Source organism: Mucilaginibacter sp. P25, from assembly GCF_050859465.1.
In the GTDB taxonomy this organism is placed as follows: Bacteria; Bacteroidota; Bacteroidia; order Sphingobacteriales; family Sphingobacteriaceae; genus Mucilaginibacter; species Mucilaginibacter gossypii.
Genome location: NZ_CP193937.1, coordinates 2406286 through 2427321 on the forward strand (window position 1 = coordinate 2406286; position 21036 = coordinate 2427321).

Sequence of the window (21036 nt, forward strand, 5' to 3'; positions counted from 1 at the left end):
ATCCAGGAAAAATTTGCGGATAATTCATGATCCTCAAAAAGAGATCCTGAGGGGACACGAACGGCACCCGGGATTTTAAATAGCTTTAAGGAATTAGTATATTTGTTATATGGATGCATTAATTGTTTACCCTGAGAATAAGGAGCAGATGGCAGCTTTAAAAGCAGTGATGAAAGCCATGAAAATATCTTTTGAACAAAAAAGCGAAGTTTACCCGGATTACGTGGTTAAGGGAGTTAAAGAATCACTAAAACAAGCTGATGAGGGAAAATTAACTCCATACACCGGATTTAGGAATGTTCTAAACAGAAGATGAGTTTAGAAATCCTATCTACGCAAAATGCGGACGAAACATTTATAGCAGTTTACGACTTTATTGAAATCCGTTTCGGAAAAAAGTTGCTGATAAATTTTTAGAAAAGACTGAAAACATCGTAGCTCTAATAGCAGAATATCCACTTATGTATAAAGCTACATCTATAGATGTCAATGTAAGAATTGCAATTATCAGTAAACACACTTCTCTATTTTACCGGGTTACAGAAACATCTGTTCATCTCTTATACTTTTGGGACAATCGTCGGGATCAGTTGTTTTTATAACAAGTTCCCCAATCAATACCCCGCCGTTGTGGGTGTTCATCACAGGTGTTCGAAGATAAAGTTGTCTCTTTTTTAAATGAACATTTTCGCCCAAATTTTATCTTCCGAACACCAACAGCGGCGGAAGAAAACTCGAGGGGCTCCATTTTCAAATCTTCAAATTGAATAATTTTCAAATCAAAACTTCCCCTGGTCCATCAGCTTTTTTCGCTCTGCTTTTCTTTTTGGCGTTGTGCCTTATTCTTTAACCGTTCTTCCTTGTTTTTGAGGTGCTCGTCGATGCGGTCTTTAGTGGCTTTTTGGCTTTCTTCATCAAGGCCGATGCATGGTTTGATTCCGGTGAGTAAGGTTTTCCAAACCGTTTTAAAAAAAGGCGAATCTTTAGGTCGCTTATATATTACTAATGACGAAGTGAGCTTTCCCTTATCATCAGGATTACTACGCCTGATCACAAACAGGTTAGCAAATATCGACATGATCGATTTCCTTTTAAAGCGGTCGTTAGCAGTATCTGGTTTTAATAATACCACCTTTAAATCGTTATATAAAAAATCAACCTTGCCTTTAAATACCTTGCTGTTGGCCTGGATATCAAAGCTGAATTTTTTTACACTGCCCGATGTCATTTTTACCATAGCCAAAGGCATGGTAGCTGGATTTAGCCTTCCAAATTCCATTGGTCCTAATGTGCCCTTATAACTGAAGGCGGCATCTTCATCACTTAAATTAAATTTCAATTGCACATCGAGCCGGCCGCGGTTCATAAAATAGGTTGTCAGATCAACAAGGGTAATGTTGTTTTTGGCTATGGCCGATGGATTGTTAGTAATATTATAAATAGCCCCGCTGGTATTATTAAAGGTAACGGTGCCTGTTTTTTGAGATTTTTTATTGAACTCGTTATAAACCACATCAACGTGCCGGATTTTCATGGTGTCGATCCTTAAATCAAGGTTTAATTTCCTGATCATCATATTGGGGAACGTTTTAACCTTGTCGGTTATAGGATCTGGTTTCTTACCCGGATTGGTGAAAGCAGTTATCTTGCCATTTGTCATGGTTAGGCTTGAAGCAGAAACTGTGCGGTATTTGTGATAATTTAGGTAGTCAAAATTGTTTAGCTGCACAGAATCGGCCAGTAAGCCCAGCCTGTCTTTCTTGCTTTTATCAAAAAAACGTCCGATTTAGTAGGCTGCATAGCAAGTCCTTCGATATTTAGGCGTGATGTAAGGGTGGAGAGTTTAAGATGCCTGATCTTATAAGCGTACAAGCCGCTTGGTGTTTCTCCGGTGTAATTGTTTAATTCGGTGACGATATCTTTGCAATAAAGCAGGCGCGATTTATCATATTGTGTAGCCGAATCAATGAGCAGGTCGTTTGCACTTAAGTTTAGCTCTTTAAGTTTGGAAATGGCCACCTTGTTGCCCGAGTAATCCTCATAGTTCAGGTTAACATCATTAAGCAATATGCTGCCGATATGGATCGATCTAAGGCTTTTGGAGATGCGTTGCCAGGCTGTACGGCGATCTTTAACAACAGTATCCCTGGTATGGTTTAGCTGGTAGCTTACATTCAGGCGTGGCTCATTCAGGATGATTTGGCCAATATTAAGCTTTTTTTGAAAATAGAGGCTAAATGGATGCACATGATTAAGCACCAGCCGTTTTACCTTAAGCTCAACCAGGGTATTGGGGGCCAGGCGTAAACGCTTTTTTTGATTATAAACTGTTGTGTCGGGCTTAAGGGTTATATTGTAAATAATAATTTTGCCCTGCAGGATATGCAGCTCGGCGTCCGAAAAATCGGCTTTGTAAAGGCTGTCGCTGCTGCTTAATACTACATCCTTTACTTTGTCGGCCAAAATGGGCGACCAATACCTGTTTACTACTACGGCCAGCAGCAATATCACTATAACCGGTATCAGCACAAATTTGAACGTTTTTTTGCCACTGGTGCTTTAAAAAATTGAGTGCCATTTACCGGTGTTACTTTTACTTGTGTTTTAATGCTTAACAGCAAGGTAGCAACTTTTGTTATAGCATAGCGGATGGATAAGTTATTTTTTGTTAAAACTCATACTTAATTCATCATTGTTAATGCGGAATTATATGCCGGCGTTTAACTCAAATAAAGGTTTTGTTTAACTGCAAAGCAACCCTCGGGAATTTCAGGGCGTTATGTTTATAAATATCCATAACTAACATCAAAAGACCCCCGATGAAAACAAAAATGTACTTAGCCCTGACAGGCTCAATCGCCCTAACTTTATTAGCGGCATCGTGCAAAAAAATCACGACAACAATCCAACCACACCTAAAGCTGTTACCGGCGTACAGCTTACCTCAAACGCAACTTTTGGTAGTATCATAACGGATAATAACGGCCGTGCGTTGTACCTGTTCTCTGATGATGCCGCAAACGTTTCAACTTGTACCGGTGGATGCGCTGTAGCCTGGCCTGCCTTTTATAAAGAAAACCCATCTATAGGTACCGGCCTGGCAGCTGCCGACTTCGGCGTTATCACCAATGCCGACGGCAACAAGCAAACTACCTATAAAGGCTGGCCTTTATATTATTATGCAAAAGACGTGGCAGTTACCGATGTTAACGGTGATGGCGTTGACAAATCATGGTTTATAGCCAAGCCGGATTACACCGTTATGGTTTCCTACGCGCAACTGATAGGGCATGATGGTAACCAATACACAAGCAAAAGTATCGCCGGTACTGAAAATTCACAATATATCACAGATGCCAATGGCCGTACTTTGTACCTGTTTACCAAGGATACGTTTAAGACAAATAAATTCAGCACCGGTGTGGTGGCGCATGACGCTAATTGGCCAATCGATGCGGTAACGGCGGTTCAAAGTGTTCCTTCTATTTTAAATAAAGCCGACTTTGATGTGATAACCGTATTCGGACAAACACAACTGGTGTACAAAGGGCATCCACTTTACTATTTTGGCCAGGACAATGGTGTTAAAGGTAGCACCAAGGGTGTAAGCTTCCCTACGCCCGGTGCAGCTATCTGGCAAATCAATAATACCACCACTGTAGCTTTAACGCAATAAGTAACGGCTTATTTGAATAGGATAAACGGGTAACGCGAAAGTGTCACCCGTTTTTTTTGAAATAAATGAGATTTTATTTAATACTGACAATATGTCATTTAGGTATTTAAATTTTGTTTATTTTTGCAAACTAATTTTTTATATAAATGATGGATTTGCTTATTCCGGATAAAACACATGATGAGAGCAGGCAGGGTGAGGCGTTAATGTTAAAAGCCGAAACAGCTAAAAATAATGGCCGCAAGCTTTATATTGAAAGCTACGGCTGCGCCATGAATTTTTCTGACAGTGAGATAGTTGCATCGATATTGGCCGAAAGCGGTTTTGAAACCACTGCCGACTATAGCGTAGCCGATGTTATTTTCATCAATACCTGTTCTATCCGCGAAAATGCCGAACAACGCGTACGCAACCGTTTAAAAGAGTTTACCGTTGCTAAGGTAAAAAATCCGGGCCTGGTAGTAGGTGTATTGGGCTGTATGGCCGAACGCCTCAAATCAAAATTCCTGGAAGAAGAAAAATTAGTTGATGTTGTGGTTGGTCCGGATGCGTACCGCGATCTGCCGAACCTCATTAACCAGGTAGATGATGGTCAAAAGGCAGTTAACGTGCTGCTCTCCCGTGAGGAAACTTATGCCGATATCAGCCCGGTGCGTTTAAACAGCAATGGTATCAATGCATTTGTATCCATTATGCGCGGGTGCGACAACATGTGCTCATTTTGCGTGGTACCCTTTACCCGTGGCCGCGAGCGCAGCCGCGACCCCTTATCGATAGTTGCCGAATGCCGCGACCTGTTTGACAGAGGTTATCGTGAGGTTACTTTATTAGGGCAGAATGTAGATTCATATAAATGGACCTCTCTCCAACCCTCTCCAAAGGAGAGGGCTTTAGAAGGGCAAATTGAAGCAGGCGTTGAAAATGACAAAAGCCTCCGCTTGGGGGAGGTTGGAGGGGTAAACTTCGCTAACCTGTTAGAAATGGTGGCACTGATCGATCCTGATTTGAGGGTTAGGTTTTCAACCTCACATCCAAAGGATATCACCGATGAGGTGCTGTATGCCATCAATAAATACGATAACATCTGTAATTATATCCACCTGCCGGTACAATCGGGCAACAGCCGTATTCTTGACCTGATGAACCGCACTTATGACCGTGAATGGTACATCAACAGGATCGACGCTATCCGTCGTATCATTCCGGATTGTGCAATTTCAACCGATGTGATCACCGGTTTTTGCAGCGAAACAGATGAGGAGCACAAGGATACTGTAAGCATGATGGATTACGTAAAGTATGATTTTGCCTACATGTTTAAATACAGCGAAAGGCCGGGTACCTTAGCGGCAAAACGCTATGCCGATGACATACCGGAAGAGGTAAAACAAAAACGCTTAACCGAAATTGTAGCCAAGCAACAGGAATATTCTTTTTACAGAATGCAGGCCCGCATTGGCCGGGTAGAACGTGTACTGATAGAAGGTTTCTCCAAAAAATCAGACAAAGACTATTGTGGCCGCAGCGATCAAAACGCGATGGTGATTTTCCCGGTTGGTGAAAATTACAAGCCGGGGCAATATGTAAACGTATTGATTGAACGCAGCACAACTGCTACGTTGATAGGTAAAGTTATCCCCCAAACCCCCTAAAGGGGAGTTACATCCTGATGGTTTGGGGTGTAACAAAAAATGTTGGGATTATGATAAACAAGAATTATAAACATTTACAATAACTCCCCCTTTAGGGGGCCGGGGGTATGGAAGTACAGGAAATAAAACAACGCTTCGGGATCATTGGCAATTCGCCATTGCTTAACCGGGCTATAACTATAGCAAACCAGGTTGCACCTACTGATATCTCGGTATTGATTACCGGCGAGAGTGGTAGTGGTAAAGAGGTTTTTTCGCACATCATACATCAGATGAGCCCACGCAAGCATGGGCCTTTTATTGCCGTTAACTGCGGCGCCATACCTGAAGGTACAATCGATTCGGAACTTTTTGGTCACGAAAAAGGAGCTTACACGGGCGCCGTTGGTGAGCGTAAAGGTTATTTTGAAACCGTAAACGGTGGTACCATATTTTTAGATGAGATTGCTGAAATGCCCCTGGGTACCCAGGCCCGTTTGCTGCGGGTGCTCGAATCGGGACAATATATCAAAGTAGGTTCGTCGAAAGTAGAAAAAACCAACGTACGCGTTATCGCGGCTACCAATGTTGATGTGTATGACGCGGTGAAGAACGGCAAATTCCGTGAGGACCTTTACTATCGTTTAAACACGGTACCGCTGAAGATTCCGCCATTGCGCGACAGGAAAGAAGACGTGTTTCTGCTGTTCCGCAAGTTTACTGCTGATTTTACCGACAAATACCGTACGCCGCCCATCCAGCTTGATGAAGAAGCGCAGCAGGTATTAACCAACTATTCGTGGCCGGGTAATGTAAGGCAGTTGAAAAACATGGCCGAACAATTGGCTGTACTTGAGCGCGACAGGATCATCACTGCCCAAACCCTGCTTACCTATATCCCGCACGAGGCCGGCGCGCGTAACCTGCCGATGCGTTTGGACAATCAGCCTAAAGAGGATTTTTCTGAACGCGACATACTGTATAAAGTATTGTTTGATATGAAGCGGGATATGGTAGAGTTGAAAAAACTGGTGGCGGATATTATTGAGCATGGCGGGGTTTCGCCGCATTATGCCAATAATCCGCAAACCTTAAATCAACTTTACCGCGATATTGAGCTGCATGGTAATAATGAAACACAATTTACTTTACAACAACCCGTTAATACCGTTACAAACACCAGCAGTAATAGCAACACTATCGACGGTTTTAATATAACACATGATGCCGAAGAGGTAGAGGAATCATTATCGCTGATTGAAAAAGAATCAGACCTGATCCGTAAGGCGTTGAAAAAACATAAGGGTAAACGCAAACTTGCCGCTAATGAACTGGGGATTTCTGAGCGTACGTTATACAGGAAAATAAAAGAACTAAACTTATAAAATTGATGAAAAAACTTTTGGGGATTATTTCGGTGTGTGTGCTGATACTTATATGTCAATCATGTTACACGCTCAAAAACCAATCAATCCCGCCCGGTTTGAAGACCATCAATGTGCAGTTTTTTGAAAACAATGCCCCGCTGGTGGTAAATAATCTAAGCCAAACTTTTACCGAAGCGTTAAAAGACAGGATCCGTACACAAACCAGCCTAAGCTTAGTCCGCGGCGAGGCTGATGCAACTATGTCGGGCGCTATTACCGGTTATTCTATCGCCCCGGTTTCTATCGAGGCAACGGCGAGCAATGTTGCGCCAATTGCTAATGCCAACAGGCTTACTATTACCGTGCGTGTTAAATTTTCATTTGATGCCGCGAAAACTCCGGCGGATAAAAAGCTTAGTTTTGAGCAAAGTTTTACTAAGTTTGCCAATTACAAGGGAGATATTTCTTCGCAGGAACAGGGGCTTATACAGCAAATTAACAAGCAATTAATTGATGATATTTTTAACGCAGCCTTTTCTAATTGGTAGGCAATTTGTATTTTCAACCACGTGGATCAATATTTGAATAGCAGGCAATACGAAATATTAGATGAACTGTTGGCCAACCCGGCCGAAACGGGTTCTTTTTATGGTTATAACCTGCAGCAACTGGTTGATGCCTACCCGCAAAGCGGTATTTTGCATGCTTTGCTTGCCCATGCCGGTACCAATAAGGATATACAGCGCGCGGCCGTTTATTACAAGCCTGTTTTACTGCATAAATTAATTCAGGAGCCCGAAGGCCTTTCTCCGGTAAATTCATCACAGGTAATTAACCTGCTTGATAGTGTTCCGGTAAATAATACACCGGCCTCCGAAAACTATTTTAATATCGGTCCCGCTGTTGATGACCTGGCTGATACACTGCCCGAAGATTTAGCCGCAGACACAGATCAGGATAAAAGCAGTTTCAATTTTATCAATATCGATGATCCTGAGCCTGAAATTGCAGATGCAGAACCGATAACGGAAGTTGCTGATCCGGGAGCAGTTGCAACTGAGCCCAACGGGGAATCAGTTTCATCTACCCACGATATAGATGATGAGGTTTACGATGAAATTGTTGGGATTGAGAATATAAGTATAGGCCAGGCTAATGTGAATGAACCTGTTGCTACTAATGTTAATACCGATGCAGCGATAAACGATAAAACAGAGGTGGCCGATGAGGCGCCGGTTGCCGTTGACGAAGCTAAAGACGTAAGGGACGATGTAACTGAAAAATGGATAATCGGTAATATCGCATCCACGGATTATTTTTTGTTTGATAACTCGGTTGTTGACACAAGGAATGATGATAAGGCGATATCGCAGGAGTCGGCTCCGCAGCCGGCAGAAATTGAAGCTACTGAACAGCAGGAGGTTTTATCAAAGTACAACGACGAGAAAATGCCTTATACCTTTATGTGGTGGTTAGATAAAACCCGTAAGGAATATGCATCAACTTATCAGCCTTATAATATTGAAACGGTTGCACAGCCAAAAAAACCTGTAGCATCTGATAGCCAGACTGCCGATGCATTACAGCATCAGTATTATGAAAATATCTTCCATTCGCAATCTCTGGAGGAGCTGGAGAAAACCCCTCAGCCCGATGTGCCGGAGATAAAAAGAAAGGAAGACATCATCATTGAGAAATTTATTAAAGAGGAGCCCCAGATCAGGCCGCCATCAATTGATAAGCTCGATAATGAGAACAAAGCAAAGAAGAGCTCGGAAGACAGAAATGACCTGGTAAGTGAAACATTAGCCCAAATTTACATCGACCAGATGTTATATCACAAAGCTATTGCAACTTACAAAAAATTGATGTTGAAATTCCCGGAAAAAAGCCGTTACTTTGCAAGCCAAATTGAGGAGTTAGAGAAGAAAACTAATTAATATAAAGAAATGTATATCGTTTTAATCATTGTTACCGTAATTGTATGCGCTCTGTTAGGGCTTATCGTACTTATCCAAAACCCTAAAGGCGGTGGTTTGGCATCAAATTTTTCAAGCTCATCACAATTAATGGGTGTACAAAAAACCGGCGACTTTTTAGAAAAAGGTACCTGGGCGTTAGCTATCACCCTTATGGTGTTATCATTGGCTATTAACGTTGCTGTAAAAGGCGGCTCATCAAGCAGCAATGATAACCCTGCACTGCGTGAGCAAATTGAAAAAGCTTCAAAACCAAGCAACGCGCTTCCTTCATCAACTCCGGCATTAACGCCATCTGCTACACCGGCAGCTCCTAAAGCCGACAGCAGCAAAAAATAGTAAATAATCAATTAAGATATATTGAAGGCCTCTGGATATATTCAGGGGCTTTTTCTTTTTCCAGGAATTTCTGTCCCATCCGGGTCTTTCAGAGATTTAAGTTAATTCACAAAATTAATCAGCAAGGCGTGTTGTTTTGCCCCTCTGGGGCAAAGGATACTTCTATTTTTCATGCTACAAACCTTTTGCACCTCTGGTGCACCTGTCTATAAGCAATTAATATATGTTTATTAAATCGTAAAAGTCTTCCCGGAGGGAGAAAATGTTTGTAGAAATAGCATCCTACTTTATCTGAACCCCAGAGGGGTTCAACTCAGTTAATTACTCAATTGGTACTAGCCAAATGAGCATTAATTTTATAGGGTAACTTAAATCTCTGAAAGGTCCTGAACGGACATAAAGAAAACGCCCCCGATTTTCGTCGGAGGCGTTTTTTATACAAGACGATTAAAATTATAATATCAGGATCAATACCAAAATAATGATGATGATAGCACCTACTGAAAGGTAAATACCACCGCCGCCAAGGGCATTGGCTTCTTTTTTCATTGATTTTAATTCGGTACGCAATTCCTTACGTTCAGCTTTGGTAAGCTCCGATTTATCCATCGCTTTGATCTCATTTACACGGGCCTTGATCTCCTCAACACGGGCTTGTTTTTGCTCGGTTGTCATGGTTGCTATTTCTTCCTTGCTTAGCGGGGTAAGCGCGTGGCTATCAGCAGCAAAGGTGTTCAACGCCGTAAATGACAGCAGCATGGTGAGGGCTAATAAATAAACTTTAGTTTTCATAGTTTTAATATTTAAGTGATTCTTTCTATGAAAGAGAAAAAGTGCGAAAAATGTTTTACCGAAGTATAAAATTATTGTAACCCAAATGTTATAAGCAAACAAAATAGGCCGATTCAAAAACATGTCCCACGCTTAATTTTTGGATAGCTTCTTTATCCTTAATATCAACGTGCTTGCCTTCGGTATCGGCGCAGCCAAGCCATGGTTCTATGCAAACAAAATTAGCCCCCGGTTTGGCCCATAAACCAAGATAATTAAAATGAGGAAATTCAAGCGCCAAGGTTTGATCATGTTTATCGCTTTTAATAGTTACCATGCGCGATTTCAGATCTTTAAAAACCAGTGCATCGTCATTAAACAGATCGCGGGTTAAATAAAGCTTTTTATTCGGAGTTGGTACCGGATGTGTTACGCCGTTAAAAAAGCCATCTTTTGATAAAAGATGGGTGTCAAAATGTTCTTCTGTTTCAAACTCCAGGTAATAATCCTCATAGTTCTCGCCTTTATTGAAGGGAACGTTAAAAGCCGGGTGCCCGCCAACAGAAAAATATATTGATTTTTTATCGAGGTTGATCACTTTATAGGTAATCCGAAGCGCGTTATCAATAAGGTGATACAGGATCTGGAAATCAAATTTAAAAGGATAAACTTTAAGCGTATTCTCGCAATTAGGTAACGAATAGCTTGCCGATGTTTCATCCGACTCCAATAAAAAAACTCCGACTGACGTGCAAAGCCGTGGCGCGACATCGCATACTTTTCGCCATTAACCAAAAGCTCATTATTGATGAGGCCACCTACTATCGGGAAAAGGTTGGGAGCATGCCATGGCCAAATCTTTTCATCGGCCTGCCACATATGTTCGATACCTGTTGCTTTGTTAATAAATGAACTTAGCTGAGCGCCTTTGGTGTCGATAGCTACTTTAATGTGCTCGTTTTCTAAATGAGTGATCATAGGAGTATTATTAATGTGAAAGCCCGGCTTTTATAAACAACGGCCGGGCTTTAAACCAATATATTAAGGATTCGTTAATTGGATAACTTCCGGTTCAACGAAGTTAACAAATCAATCATCATCCTGTTCTTTTTTAGGTTCTAAAATTACAAAGGCACTCCTTTTTGGCGCAGGCATGACAGATGCCTCTCCTTTTACGTACTTCCAAACCACTTCATTCAGGTCGATATCCGGCACAGCATCCTCTTTGGCAAAATTAAACAACTCAGAACGTTTGCTGCTCTCGTTTACTGCTATGTTGCGCTGTTCCAAATCAACCTGTGCCGGCTTAGCAGTATATGGTGTAAGGTCGGGCTTGCTGGTAAAGCAATCATACAGCGGCATAGCTGCGGCATCATACTGGCTCATCGGCGGCAATCCTAAAATAAGCTCGATAGTACGCAAAACACCCGAGGTTGAATACATACCGTGGATCACAGCGTTGCGTTTTACATATGGACCGGCTACAAACACCGGTGAACGGTGGGCATCAATATGGTCGGGGCCGTTTTGGGCATCATCCTCCAAAATAAAAACCACCGACTCTTTCCAGATCGAACTATGTGATAAATGCTCAATGAACTGGCCAATGGCAAGATCATTATCGGCCACGGCGGCGATGGGCGATATGGCGCCTTTGCGCTGCCCGCTGGTATGGTCGTTTGAAATGCGCACGGTGTTAAAATGCGGCACCGCGTTTATAGTGAGTAACGAATCAAAGTCATGGGCCCAGATCTCAGTCCTTTTAACATCTTTCACATTCAGGTCAAAGCCCGGCGACTTGATACAAAAATGCCCTTCAAGCGATTTTAAGTTTGCTTTGCCGGGGTTACCATCGCTCACAAACTCGCCGTAAGTACGATAGCTTACACCGGCGCGTTTGCAATAATCCCATATAAAGCCATCGCGCGGATAGGCGGCTTTGCGGGTTCCTTCAAAATCATAATTGCCACCGCGGCTACCGTAACTGGTTGGCCATGTTTTTTCTACAAAATCGGTAGCATAGGCAGCCATGCTCCAGTTGTGGCCGTCGGCGCTTACCTCCGCATCAACGTAAAAGTTATCAAGCAATACAAATTCATTGGCAATAGCGTGATGGTTAGGCGTTACTTTTTTACCGAAGATGCACAACGAAGTATCGCCGTTCCCTTGCGGCATATCGCCTAAAACCTGGTCGTAAGTGCGGTTTTCTTTAATAATATAGAACACATATTTAATGGGCGACTTTTCGCCCAGGCGGCGTGGAATGGGGTTGCCTTCTTCGCCTTTGGCTGTTTTTGCAATTTTAGCAGTAAACGGCGTGTTGGCATAAACCTGCCTGGTGTAAGTTTTCAGTTCGGCATCCGACGGGCTGTTGATAAATGATAGCGTGCCTTTAAACAAACCGCCTATGTATTGCTCCCGGCTGTTGATAGCCCCTTGCTTGTAACCGCTGTTATCTGTTTTTTTAACAGGCTGCGGCCCTTTAGGATTGGCCATTGATGAAAACCCTTTGCCGTTTGATACCAGGATTTTATTACCCAATACCTTTACGTTTGTTGGGTACCAGCCTACCGGGATAAAGCCCTTGCTTTTGCTGCTGCCCGGCATAGTAACATCAAATACAGCAAGACAGTTATTATCCGCGTTGGCTATATAAAGCGTTTTCCCGTTTTGCGATAAGGCCAGGCCGTTGCTGGTTGAACCGGTGAGGCGGGTAGGATAAAGCGCTGTAGAAATGGTTTCTATTATTTTATGAGTTGAAGTATTTACTACGGATACCGCATTGTCGTTCGCATCGGCCACATACAGGAATTTCCCTTTCTTATCTAAAAGCAGTTCGTTAGGATGGCTGCTGGTTTTAATGGTGCTGAGTGTTTGCGTAGCTATGTTGTAAAAGCCAAGCATATCGCTGCCCCATAACGAAATATACAGCGTTTTTTCATCGAGCGATAAAATACAGCTGTAAGCTTCAGCAGGGAGTTTTACCTGTTTAAGGATGTCTTTTTTATCAGGATCGATAATATAAAGAGTGCTGTCTTCCTTTGTCACCGAATACAGGCGGCTGTTACTTTTGTTAGTTACCATGCCGGTAGGGCAAACCTTATTTTTGGGCCAGGCATTCGGTGCTAATTTGATGGTATCCGGGGTGCCCAATTTGTTACCGGCTATATTAAATACCAGGATCCAGTTGTCATTACCGCCTGATGCATATAGTTTTTTTCATCACGGCTGAAAGCGAGCCCGTACCATGATTTTTTAACTACTACCTCATCAAGCAGTTTTTCATTTTTAGGGTCGATGAGCTGTACCGACTGGGTGCTTTGGCCGTTGTTGGTAACAGCTAATAATTTACCGGATACGGAAAGCTGCATGTTCAGCGGCAGATCGCCAAGCGGTAAAGACCTGCCCGCGGGACTAAGCTTCCAGCCGTTGGGCAATAGTACCTGTCCTGTTTGTTCAATTTTTCCCGGAGTTTGAGCGAAGGATTGTAATGCCGCACATAAAAGAATAATGCCGGCGATGAGTTTTAGTTTCATAAGAAAACGATTGTAATCAAAATTACAAAATCGTTTTATTCCGAAAGGCTTGTTAACAGAAACTTAATATAAATAAATTGGACTTTTCCGCGTAAGTGCCTTAGTGTATCAATTTACCAACTGTTTTTTAAACTGGTTAGGGCTGATACCCGTTTCTTTTTTAAACAATCGTGAAAAATATGGAAGGTTCTCAAAGCCAAGTTCGTATGCTATTTCAGAAACGTTTTGGTAATCACTTTTAAGACGGTTTTTTGCCTCGTTTATAAGGTAAATGTGGATCAGTTCAATAGCAGTTTTTCCTGTTTCCTGCTTAAGCATATCGCTTAGGTAACGAGGTGATAAATTAAGTTGTGAGGCCAACGCGTTAACAGAGGGCAGTCCCTGGCTTAGCAATAAGCCGTTGGTAAAATAAGCCGCTAACACTTCATTAAACTTTGATACTGTTTTACCCGAAAGCTCTGTACGGTTAATAAACTGGCGTTTGTAAAACCGTTGCGAGTATTTCAGGATAGAATCAATATGCGTAAGTATAATATCGCGGCTATATTCATCGGTGTTATTGTGATATTCGGCTTCTATCTTGTAATAAAGGTCCCACATAATCTGCTCTTCCGATGGCGAAAGGTGCAGGGCTTCGTTTGCCTCATAGTCAAAAAAAGCATATTTGCTTATTTCGTTATGCAGAAAGTGGCCGTTCAGAAAATCCTCGTGAATGAACATGATAAACGCATCCTCATCATACTCCACACTGTTAAACTGGATCACCTGCCGGGGTTTGATGAACATCATGCTGCCGTTATCGTGATCATATTTTGTACGGCCATACATGATCTGACCTGCTTTAAGTTTTTTAAACCCGATCATGTAAAAATCAGATGTAAACTCTCTTTCGCCAAACCCACAGGTGTGGGTGCACCTGTACAGGCTGAAGAGTGGGTTCTCCGGCATCGGGAAACCATTGGAGCGGTGCATATCGGCCAAATTTTTAAAATGCTGCATGATGAATAAAGATAAACAAATCTACGCCGAATTGCGGCGTAGATTATATCAAATAATACCATTTATATCAGAGGCTGAATGCTTAAAGCCTAAAGCATGGTCTGATTAATTAATATACTGTAGGATATTATTTACCGTGCGCAGCGGCAGATACCTCGCTCCAGCTTTCCCACTCAGCAGCACGGCCTTCATAAGTTTGTTTAACCCACGGGTGTGCGTGTTTACCCAGGAATAAACGCAACGGAGGGTTTTCGGTGTCAATCAGCTTCAGCACAGCATCTGTAGTAGCTTCCGGTACACCGAAAATATCGGTGTCATTTAAACCAGCCTGGAAAGCCGCCCGTACAGCATCATATTCGGGCATTGCCACGGTTTGCGCGGCAGAAGCGCCAGCCCAATCAGTTGCAAAGCCGTTAGGTTCAATCAGGGAAACGTTTATTCCAAAGCCTTTTACTTCGGCGGCCAGGGTTTCACTTAAACCTTCTACCGCAAATTTAGAGGCGTTATATAAACCCAGCACAGGTAAAGTAACGAGGCCAAGTACGCTCGAAAGCTGGATAATATGGCCGTAGCCTTGTTCACGCATTACAGGTAACACTGCCTGTGATAACCATAGCAGTCCAAAAAATTGGTTTCCATCTGCTCGCGGGCTTCCTGCTCGGTAGTTTCTTCAACGCTGCCGAATAAACCGTAACCTGCATTGTTGATCAGCACATCAATACTGCCGAAGTGTTCTTTTGCCTTGTTGATGGCTGCGAAATCTGCAGCGCGATCATTAACATCCAGTTGCAGCGGTAAAATATTGTCGCCATATTTATTTACCAGGTCATCCAAAGCGCTCAGGTTACGAGCGGTTGCTACTACTTTATCGCCTCTTTGCAGTAATGCCTCGGCCCATAATTTACCGAAACCACGTGATGCGCCGGTAATGAAAATTGTCTTTGCCATTTTTGTTGTTTTTAAATGATAGCACAAAATTAACAGGGCAAACACAGGGCAATTTATACAGAAGTAGGGAACAATGATACATTTTTACGCGGGGGCTTGTAATTGGTAATCAAAGTGTCATTAGGCGTAAATGTCGGCAGAAACTTAGAAACCGTTTGACTTTGATTGTTTTAAATGTAGAGACGCATAATTGCGTCTCCCGCATGCAATTTCGAACGAAATCAGAAGCCTTTTGAATTGGCTTGTCCGCCGGGAGACGCAATTATGCGTCTCTACAAAAAACTTTTCCTCCGTTTTAAAGGCTCTTCGGCTTATAAAAAAACGCACCCCATCTACAGGGAGACGGGGTGCGTTTTTTTATAGGTTCAAACTCCCTCTCCAAAGGAGAGGGCGGGGGTGATGTTATTTACTTTTCAGTACCAGTGTAGCACTTTTCAAACCATCAGCCGAAGCGGTTAAAGTGATCGTGCCGGCTTTTTCTTTGGCCTGTACTATGGCCAGCGCAAGGCCATGAAATGATTTTCGGTAATCAGCTTTAAACGGATCATGGCTAACCGGATCGCCGTTGTCAACGCTGGCAATGGAGCCCTCGCCGGCAATCTTAAAGTTTACCTTGTTATCAGCATCAGGTACAACGTTGCCGTCTTTATCCAATATTTTTACGGTGATAAATGACAGGTCTTTGCCATCGGCTTTGATCTGCGAGCGGTCGGCAGTCAGCTCGATTTTTGCAGGAACTCCGGCGGTATGGATCTCGCGGGTTAACACGGTTTTGCCGTTTTTGCGCGATATGGCTTTCAGCGTGCCGGGCTCATATTTTACCCGCCACATTACGTGCAGGTCGTCGCCGGTTTTCTTTTGGATGCCTAATGATTTGCCATTGAGGTAAAGCTCAACCTCATCGGCGTTGTTATAGTATGCCCAGATGTCGATCATTTTACCAGGCTGCCAGTTCCAGTGCGGGAAAATGTGGAGCACATTTTTATTGGTCCACTCACTTTGGTACATATAATATACGTCTTTAGGGAAGCCGGCCAGGTCAATAATACCGAAGTAGGAGCTGCGCGATGGCCATGAATATGGAGTTGGTTCGCCCAGATAGTCAAAGCCCGTCCAGATGAACATGCCCGAAAGGAAGTCGTACTTTTTCATCACCTTCCAGGTCATTTCATGGGTTGAGCCCCAGGGTGGTCGGGTGTTGTCATATGCCGAAACATTGTTGCCTTCCCTTACAAAAGGTTTATCATAGCTTGGCGGCCAAACCCTGATGCTATCCGAAGGCATTTCATAATAACCACGCGTTTCCAAACCCGAAGTAGTTTCAGTAGCAATAAACTTTTTACCCGGGTAACGGTCATGAAACTTAGCGTAATCAAACTGGTGATAGTTATAACCAACCAAATCAATAGCACCCGATTTTATAATTTTGTTGGTGCTATCCGGACGGTCATTAGCCGTAGTGAGCGGGCGGGTTTTATCGAGGCTGTGAACAATAGCCGCCAACTCAGGCGCAATGCGTAACGCGCTGGTATCCGCCTGTTGCGGGATTTCGTTGCCGATACTCCAGATCATGATGCTTGGATGATTGCGGTCGCGTTTGATTTGGTCTTCCAGATCGCGTTTATGCCATTCTTTAAAGTACAGGTGATAATCGTAAGTAGCCTTTTTCCATTCCCAGCAATCAAAGGCTTCATCCATCACAATAAAACCCATTTTATCGCAAAGGTCCAGCAGTTCGGGTGCCGGAGGGTTGTGCGAGGTGCGGATGCCATTACAGCCCATCGCTTTGAGCATCTGCAACTGGCGCTCCAATGCACGGTTGTTAATAGCTGCGCCAAGGCTGCCAAGGTCATGGTGATTACAAACACCTAAAATCTTCATCGGCTTCCCGTTCAGGCTGAAACCTTTATCTGCATCAAAATTAAAATAGCGAATGCCAACGGTGGTTGTATATTCATCAACTACTTTTTTGCCTTCAATAAGCTGGGTAACGGCTTTATATAAGTATGGGTTCTCTACCGACCAAAGCACCGGGTTTTTTACCGTAAGGGTATTGGTTATCGTTAAAGGCTCATTTTTATTTTGCGCTGCCGATGTAGCTTCGCCCGCGGCGGCTACCTGTTTACCGGCCGCGTCATAAAGTTTGGTGCTGATGAGCACCTGCGGCGATGCCTGGTCATTATGCAGTTGTACCTGTACATTTACTTTGGCAGAGGCACCGGTGATATCGCTCGTGGTTACATAGGTGCCCCAATGATCAATGGCGGTTTTGTTGGTGGTAACCAGCCAAACATGGCGGTAAATACCCGAACCCGAATACCAGCGCGAATTTGGCTGCACCGAGTTATCAACTTTAACAGCGATAACGTTATTACCGCCGAAATTTAAGTAAGGAGTAAGTTCATACCTGAAAGAGATATACCCGTTTGGCCTGAAGCCAAGGTGATGGCCGTTAATCCAAACATCGCTTTTTTGATATACGCCATCAAAATCAATATAAACCAGCTTGCCTTTTGATGTAGCCGGAACAGTAAAAGTTTTGCGGTACCAGCCAATGCCGCCGGGCAGGGCGCCGCCTTCAGGTGTGGCCGGGTTATCTTTTGAAAATTTACCTTCAATACTCCAGTCATGCGGCAAATTGAGCACGCGCCATTTGCTGTCGTTCAGCGTTGTTTTTTCGCCGTTTTCAACAGCGCCGAGGTTAAAGCGCCAGCTTTTATCAAAATCAAGTTTCTGCCGGTTTTGGGCAAAAGGTTTTAATGCGGCCAGCGTCAGGACGGCAAGGATGCATGCAAACTTATAAGCCCCGGCGCGGTGGGTTTTCATTGATGACATAATATCGTTTGGGATTAAATGTGTTTTGGACACTAAATTATAAATAATAGGTTAAAAGAGAAGGAATGCCGTAAATAAGTATGGAGTTGCCTTTAAATCATAATTAAGTTGAGCGATAAAGGAAAAAACTCTCCCACCCCTGAATATTTATATATAGTGCTTGCGGTCGGTGTTTTCATCGCGCCACTTCTATATTTCTTACAAAAGACATGGTACGGTAATAACATCAACCACGGGCTAAATTGGGCTCTTGGGAAATAAATGTACCAATTAAGGCTTAATCCCATTGATGTATATATCTGGATTTACGCCACCCACGTAAACAGTTTTCTTGAGATCCAAACCCTTCGTGAAATGATTAATGTGTGAATCAGATAGCCTCATTGAATTTTGCGCGCTTTTAATCGAAAAACTGCCTTCATAGAAACCTGTCAACCAACTTACCTTATATATGTATGATACATCGTTATATTTCTTTTCGTTCTCATGCTGAAATACTATTCTTTCTGACTGTGCTGAAAGATCTCTAACATCAAATATCCAGTCTTTCCAAGCATCGGTATTATTAGAATTTGAAACTCCTGCAGAATCAGTTGTAAAATAATCGTCGATAATTCTTGTAACTTGAATTGATATATTTCTAATCGGGACATCGGTATCATTAGCAACCTTAATGAAAATATTGATTGGTGTAGGCAGTATAAATAGTTTGGGAATGCTCTTTCCTCCGGTTATTTCGTTTAATGTACTGCTTTGTAAATCTTGGATTTTATCATTCCTCTCGCTTAATTGATTTTGTAAATCAATTATTTTGTTAGAAGAGTCAATAACGGTTTGTTGGCTCTCAATGATTTTGTTGCTCTTTTGAATAATATCGTTACTTTTACTAAGCAAATTTTGATATTCTAAATTTCTTTTTATTTCGTTATCCAATTCCTCCTGTTTATCGTTGAGTTTTTGTCTATAGTCAAAAAAAGCCGCAGTAACGGTAACAATGCTGCCGATGATTATAAATATTAATGGAATCATTTTTTTAGACATAAGGTTTGTAAATATAAAAAATTCAACAGGCGTTCATTGTGCTTATGGTCGGCGTTTTCATTGTACCACTTATATTTCTTACAAAAGACAGTGCTATGATGATAACATCGACCACACGCTAAAAAAATCAATCTTGAAATAGGAGATTTAAACCTATGGTGGTAACACCATAGCTATTAACTTAGGCCAGCAGTTGGAGGTTAGCAGGGTTAACATAAAATTGATAATCAGTTAACTGATTGTATGGCTGGTTAGCTCTAAGCAGCCTATTGATGTGTTGAAGGATGAATAGTAGCCGATTGGATTTATGTATTATAACAACATCAAACTTAAATCATCTTATACTATTTCCTCTAACATTCCGTTTCAAGATTCAATGAAAGCAATCGCCTTTATCATGTTAATTTTTATGGTGCTCATTTCCACAATACCGGGAAAAGCGGAGCCTATATATAACATGACCAAAAATTGCTGTCATCACATGGATCATATGCCGCAGAAACAGCATGGCGGTCAAAAAGGATGTGACGGTGGTATGTGCATGACCATGCTATCGTGTAACAATTGCTGCTTTTTAAAAGTTGAACCTATCAAGGCCGGACCTGTTGCCGCTATTATTAGTAGCAATGCTCCTTTGCTTGACCTTGCAGGCAATTTATCCGATTACGCCAACACCTGCTGGAACCCTCCGAAAGCTTGATAAAAAGACATCTGCCTGTTTTCAATAGTATATCTTTTTATTAAACATTCAATTTAAAAAATCATGAAGAAGTTTCTTTTCATCACCACTGTGATGCTGTTTACCATATTTAATATTTCGTTTGCTAATACGCCTTGCTGCAATAACAAAATGAACCATTGCACCAAATGCGCAAAGTCATGCACCATGCCAACGTGTTTAGACAACTGCAGCAAATCATGCAAAGCCTCGGGCGATCGCAATAAAACCTGTGGCAAATAACAAAACGGCCCCCGGTGGAAACCGGGGGCCGTTTTGTTAACTATCTATTTTAATGCACCCTGTCGGTTTTATATATCCCAAGCGGGCCGTCTATAATATCAGCAATCTGCTTACTGAATAACTGAAAATGCTCCTGCTTAACATGCTGATCAAGCCCTTCCCGGCTGGCCCAGGTTTCATGAAAAATAAACTGGGTTTCGTCTGTTGTTGATTGGTATAGCTCGTATTGCAGGCAGGCTTCTTCCTGGCGGGATGCTGCTACCAGCTTATCCAAAAAATCTTTCATTTGGGCAGTGGTGCCGGCCTTACACTTCACTAAGGCTGTTAAGTAAATTTTCATGGCTTGGGTTGTTTTGGGTAAATAGCTTGTTTAAATGTTCCTGGTAGCGTTGCAGGTTCTCCTCAATATTAGCGTTTTTCATTACATCATAAAAGTGAATACTTTCTAAAGCCTGCATACCGGTAAAAGCGTTCATGCGGTGAAAGCCAAACAGGGGGCCTTCGTCAACACTGCGTTCATTAAAAAACTCGCCGGGTAAGGTGAAAGCGGTAACCGGTGCATTCCATGATGTGGTAAGCATGTATTTTTTGCCCTGCATTAAGCCCCCTGTGCCGTAATTAATGCCGGGGTTTTCGGCGGTGCGGCCATCGCTGCGGTAAATGCCGTTTTGATATCCGGCGGTAAAAACTTCGTCGATATATTTTTTAAAGGCATGCGGTACCTGGAACCACCAAACCGGGGTGTGGTAAATAATCACATCGGCCCATTTATAGTTTTCAGCCTCTTGCATGGGGTCGTACTCATGGTTTACATCGGTTGAACGAACTTCAAAATCAGGGTGACCGGTAAAATACTGCACGGTCGTATCCAATAATGTTTTGTTAAATCTTCCGCCGGAGTGACCGAAGATCTGCCCTCCGTTTATTACAAATATGTTTGTCATTTATTTTCT

The 21036-nt window shown here is 42.6% G+C and carries 19 protein-coding genes and 1 pseudogene; 8 read left to right on the plus strand and 12 right to left on the minus strand.

Features of this window, described 5'->3' with window-relative positions; genetic code table 11:
* The first annotated feature begins 109 nt into the window (after window positions 1-109).
* On the plus strand, window positions 110-316 hold the full coding sequence (locus tag ACRQ5D_RS12555) for a DUF2683 family protein (RefSeq protein WP_091174625.1): 207 nt from the start codon (window positions 110-112) through the stop codon (window positions 314-316).
* A gap of 483 nt (window positions 317-799) precedes the next feature.
* Here ACRQ5D_RS12555 and ACRQ5D_RS12560 read toward each other — a convergent pair whose 3' ends face one another.
* Together ACRQ5D_RS12560 and ACRQ5D_RS12565 are read right to left on the minus strand one after the other, a co-directional pair.
* Window positions 800-1729, minus strand: a complete 930-nt coding sequence (locus ACRQ5D_RS12560; RefSeq protein ID WP_432329106.1) for a hypothetical protein — start codon at window positions 1727-1729, stop codon at window positions 800-802.
* Window positions 1720-2529, minus strand: a complete 810-nt coding sequence (locus tag ACRQ5D_RS12565) for a hypothetical protein (RefSeq protein WP_432329108.1) — start codon at window positions 2527-2529, stop codon at window positions 1720-1722. The genes ACRQ5D_RS12560 and ACRQ5D_RS12565 overlap by 10 nt, the downstream gene beginning before the upstream one ends.
* 352 nt (window positions 2530-2881) lie before the next feature.
* Here ACRQ5D_RS12565 and ACRQ5D_RS12570 point away from each other — a divergent pair, with 352 nt between their 5' ends.
* The 6 genes from ACRQ5D_RS12570 (at window position 2882) to secG (ending at window position 8992) form a co-directional block, all read left to right on the plus strand.
* Window positions 2882-3676 carry a COG4315 family predicted lipoprotein gene (locus ACRQ5D_RS12570; protein ID WP_431199746.1) on the plus strand — a complete coding sequence of 265 codons (795 nt, stop codon included), beginning with the start codon at window positions 2882-2884 and terminating at the stop codon, window positions 3674-3676.
* A gap of 146 nt (window positions 3677-3822) precedes the next feature.
* The gene (locus ACRQ5D_RS12575) at window positions 3823-5328 is read left to right on the plus strand and encodes a MiaB/RimO family radical SAM methylthiotransferase (protein ID WP_432329109.1); all 1506 of its coding nucleotides are present in this window, start codon (window positions 3823-3825) and stop codon (window positions 5326-5328) included.
* A gap of 107 nt (window positions 5329-5435) precedes the next feature.
* Entirely contained in the window at window positions 5436-6692 is a 1257-nt protein-coding gene (locus ACRQ5D_RS12580) for a sigma-54 interaction domain-containing protein (RefSeq protein WP_091174634.1), read from the plus strand.
* A 5-nt stretch (window positions 6693-6697) separates the two neighbouring features.
* Window positions 6698-7222, plus strand: coding sequence for an LptE family protein (locus ACRQ5D_RS12585; RefSeq protein WP_091174636.1), 525 nt, complete (start codon window positions 6698-6700; stop codon window positions 7220-7222).
* A gap of 21 nt (window positions 7223-7243) precedes the next feature.
* Window positions 7244-8614, plus strand: a complete 1371-nt coding sequence (locus tag ACRQ5D_RS12590; RefSeq protein ID WP_143020874.1) for a hypothetical protein — start codon at window positions 7244-7246, stop codon at window positions 8612-8614.
* A 9-nt stretch (window positions 8615-8623) separates the two neighbouring features.
* Window positions 8624-8992: a preprotein translocase subunit SecG gene (gene secG / locus ACRQ5D_RS12595; protein WP_091174641.1), complete on the plus strand. Its 369-nt coding sequence runs from the start codon at window positions 8624-8626 to the stop codon at window positions 8990-8992.
* Between the two features lie 453 nt (window positions 8993-9445).
* Here secG and ACRQ5D_RS12600 read toward each other — a convergent pair whose 3' ends face one another.
* From ACRQ5D_RS12600 to ACRQ5D_RS12635, 8 genes and pseudogenes are all read right to left on the minus strand, one after another.
* Complete coding sequence (locus ACRQ5D_RS12600) at window positions 9446-9784, minus strand: hypothetical protein (protein WP_090534362.1); 339 nt, start codon at window positions 9782-9784, stop codon at window positions 9446-9448.
* An 88-nt stretch (window positions 9785-9872) separates the two neighbouring features.
* Window positions 9873-10493: an aldose 1-epimerase family protein gene (locus ACRQ5D_RS12605; RefSeq protein ID WP_431199749.1), complete on the minus strand. Its 621-nt coding sequence runs from the start codon at window positions 10491-10493 to the stop codon at window positions 9873-9875.
* Window positions 10494-10852: 359 nt separating this feature from the next.
* Entirely contained in the window at window positions 10853-12916 is a 2064-nt protein-coding gene (locus ACRQ5D_RS12610; protein WP_431199750.1) for a bifunctional YncE family protein/alkaline phosphatase family protein, read from the minus strand.
* Between the two features lie 11 nt (window positions 12917-12927).
* Window positions 12928-13299, minus strand: a complete 372-nt coding sequence (locus ACRQ5D_RS12615; protein WP_431199751.1) for a YncE family protein — start codon at window positions 13297-13299, stop codon at window positions 12928-12930.
* A 108-nt stretch (window positions 13300-13407) separates the two neighbouring features.
* The gene (locus ACRQ5D_RS12620) at window positions 13408-14298 is read right to left on the minus strand and encodes a helix-turn-helix domain-containing protein (RefSeq protein WP_091174646.1); all 891 of its coding nucleotides are present in this window, start codon (window positions 14296-14298) and stop codon (window positions 13408-13410) included.
* Between the two features lie 127 nt (window positions 14299-14425).
* Window positions 14426-15246, minus strand: a pseudogene (locus ACRQ5D_RS12625) (SDR family NAD(P)-dependent oxidoreductase).
* A gap of 402 nt (window positions 15247-15648) precedes the next feature.
* Complete coding sequence (gene galB, locus ACRQ5D_RS12630) at window positions 15649-18072, minus strand: beta-galactosidase GalB (RefSeq protein ID WP_091174650.1); 2424 nt, start codon at window positions 18070-18072, stop codon at window positions 15649-15651.
* A 279-nt stretch (window positions 18073-18351) separates the two neighbouring features.
* A complete protein-coding gene (locus ACRQ5D_RS12635) occupies window positions 18352-19122 on the minus strand; it encodes a DUF349 domain-containing protein (protein ID WP_091174653.1) in 771 nt (256 codons plus the stop codon).
* 490 nt (window positions 19123-19612) lie between these two features.
* On the opposite strand from ACRQ5D_RS12635, the gene ACRQ5D_RS12640 reads away from it, so the two are divergent.
* Complete coding sequence (locus ACRQ5D_RS12640) at window positions 19613-19822, plus strand: hypothetical protein (protein ID WP_432329114.1); 210 nt, start codon at window positions 19613-19615, stop codon at window positions 19820-19822.
* A gap of 310 nt (window positions 19823-20132) precedes the next feature.
* Here ACRQ5D_RS12640 and ACRQ5D_RS12645 read toward each other — a convergent pair whose 3' ends face one another.
* Together ACRQ5D_RS12645 and ACRQ5D_RS12650 are read right to left on the minus strand one after the other, a co-directional pair.
* A complete protein-coding gene (locus ACRQ5D_RS12645; protein ID WP_432329116.1) occupies window positions 20133-20369 on the minus strand; it encodes a putative quinol monooxygenase in 237 nt (78 codons plus the stop codon).
* A 19-nt stretch (window positions 20370-20388) separates the two neighbouring features.
* The gene (locus ACRQ5D_RS12650) at window positions 20389-21027 is read right to left on the minus strand and encodes an NAD(P)H-dependent oxidoreductase (RefSeq protein ID WP_091174664.1); all 639 of its coding nucleotides are present in this window, start codon (window positions 21025-21027) and stop codon (window positions 20389-20391) included.
* Window positions 21028-21036: the final 9 nt, after the last annotated feature.

Excerpts from the sequence above, each read along its gene's own strand:
- ACRQ5D_RS12555 (WP_091174625.1), top strand. The coding sequence starts at position 110 with ATGGATGCATTAATTGTTTACCCTGAGAATAAGGAGCAGATGGCAGCT.
- ACRQ5D_RS12575 (WP_432329109.1), top strand. The coding sequence starts at position 3,823 with ATGATGGATTTGCTTATTCCGGATAAAACACATGATGAGAGCAGGCAG.
- ACRQ5D_RS12580 (WP_091174634.1), top strand. The coding sequence starts at position 5,436 with ATGGAAGTACAGGAAATAAAACAACGCTTCGGGATCATTGGCAATTCG.
- ACRQ5D_RS12585 (WP_091174636.1), top strand. The coding sequence starts at position 6,698 with ATGAAAAAACTTTTGGGGATTATTTCGGTGTGTGTGCTGATACTTATA.
- secG (WP_091174641.1), top strand. The coding sequence starts at position 8,624 with ATGTATATCGTTTTAATCATTGTTACCGTAATTGTATGCGCTCTGTTA.
- ACRQ5D_RS12600 (WP_090534362.1), bottom strand. The coding sequence starts at position 9,784 with ATGAAAACTAAAGTTTATTTATTAGCCCTCACCATGCTGCTGTCATTT.
- ACRQ5D_RS12615 (WP_431199751.1), bottom strand. The coding sequence starts at position 13,299 with ATGAAACTAAAACTCATCGCCGGCATTATTCTTTTATGTGCGGCATTA.
- ACRQ5D_RS12620 (WP_091174646.1), bottom strand. The coding sequence starts at position 14,298 with ATGCAGCATTTTAAAAATTTGGCCGATATGCACCGCTCCAATGGTTTC.
- galB (WP_091174650.1), bottom strand. The coding sequence starts at position 18,072 with ATGAAAACCCACCGCGCCGGGGCTTATAAGTTTGCATGCATCCTTGCC.
- ACRQ5D_RS12635 (WP_091174653.1), bottom strand. The coding sequence starts at position 19,122 with ATGTCTAAAAAAATGATTCCATTAATATTTATAATCATCGGCAGCATT.
- ACRQ5D_RS12640 (WP_432329114.1), top strand. The coding sequence starts at position 19,613 with ATGCCGCAGAAACAGCATGGCGGTCAAAAAGGATGTGACGGTGGTATG.
- ACRQ5D_RS12645 (WP_432329116.1), bottom strand. The coding sequence starts at position 20,369 with ATGAAAGATTTTTTGGATAAGCTGGTAGCAGCATCCCGCCAGGAAGAA.
- ACRQ5D_RS12650 (WP_091174664.1), bottom strand. The coding sequence starts at position 21,027 with ATGACAAACATATTTGTAATAAACGGAGGGCAGATCTTCGGTCACTCC.